This is a genomic window from Methylobacterium sp. WL103, assembly GCF_008039885.1.
GTDB lineage: Bacteria > Pseudomonadota > Alphaproteobacteria > Rhizobiales > Beijerinckiaceae > Methylobacterium > Methylobacterium cerastii.
In genome coordinates this window covers 1-698 of the sequence record NZ_VRUX01001152.1, presented here as the reverse complement: position 1 = coordinate 698, position 698 = coordinate 1, and the positions used below count along the sequence as shown (strand labels likewise).

The 698-nt window shown below is 74.5% G+C and carries 1 protein-coding gene; it reads left to right on the top strand.

The window, feature by feature from the left end:
* Window positions 1-421: 421 nt before the first annotated feature.
* Window positions 422-607 carry a hypothetical protein gene (locus tag FV222_RS28345; RefSeq protein WP_147754222.1) on the top strand — a complete coding sequence of 62 codons (186 nt, stop codon included), beginning with the start codon at window positions 422-424 and terminating at the stop codon, window positions 605-607.
* The last annotated feature ends 91 nt before the right edge of the window (window positions 608-698 follow it).

Sequence of the window (698 nt, the reverse complement as noted above, 5' to 3'; positions counted from 1 at the left end):
GCCATGGCGTCGCGTGCCGCCGCGCGGACGTCGTCGCGTCCCGACAGGCGTCCGAGGCCGGCCGTGCCCACCGTGTTCGTCATCGATCGCTCGACTCCGCTCGCGCACCCGGCCTGCCCGCGCGCGAATCGAGCGAGGCTTCCCCCAATCCTGCCAACGTCCGAGCCCACGATCCGACGACGGCGCGGCGCGGAAAAACCCATCCGCGGGCGGCAGCGAGGCGCGGATCGAACCCGGCTTGGCGGGGCGCTTCCGCCGCAGGATGCGCCCGGAACGCCGGAATTCGCGTCACGTTGGCCAGCGATGTCTGGAGCGACGGCGGCATGACGGCACCCTGGGTGGTCCGATCCGTGCCCGCCGGCCCTCGCCTCGGAGCAAGCGCTGCGACGACCTGTGGCGTCGAACCGACGGAGGCTGAGCCATGGACGACCCGACGCCCGTCGCCGTCGAGGCGCGCGACGACGCCCACGGGCGCTACCGCTGGCACCTGACGGACGCGGGCGGCGTGTCCGTCCGGGTCTCGCCGGAGACCTACGCGACGGATGAGGACGCGATCGAGGCCGGTCAGGCGGCGCTGGATGCGTTCGGAGCCGCAGCCCGATCCTGAGGCGTCGCCGAAGGGGACGGCCCCGCGGCGTCCTCGTCGTCGGGCGTGTGGTAGGGCATCGCCTCGGTCCGGCCCCGCAACGGGGCCCGGC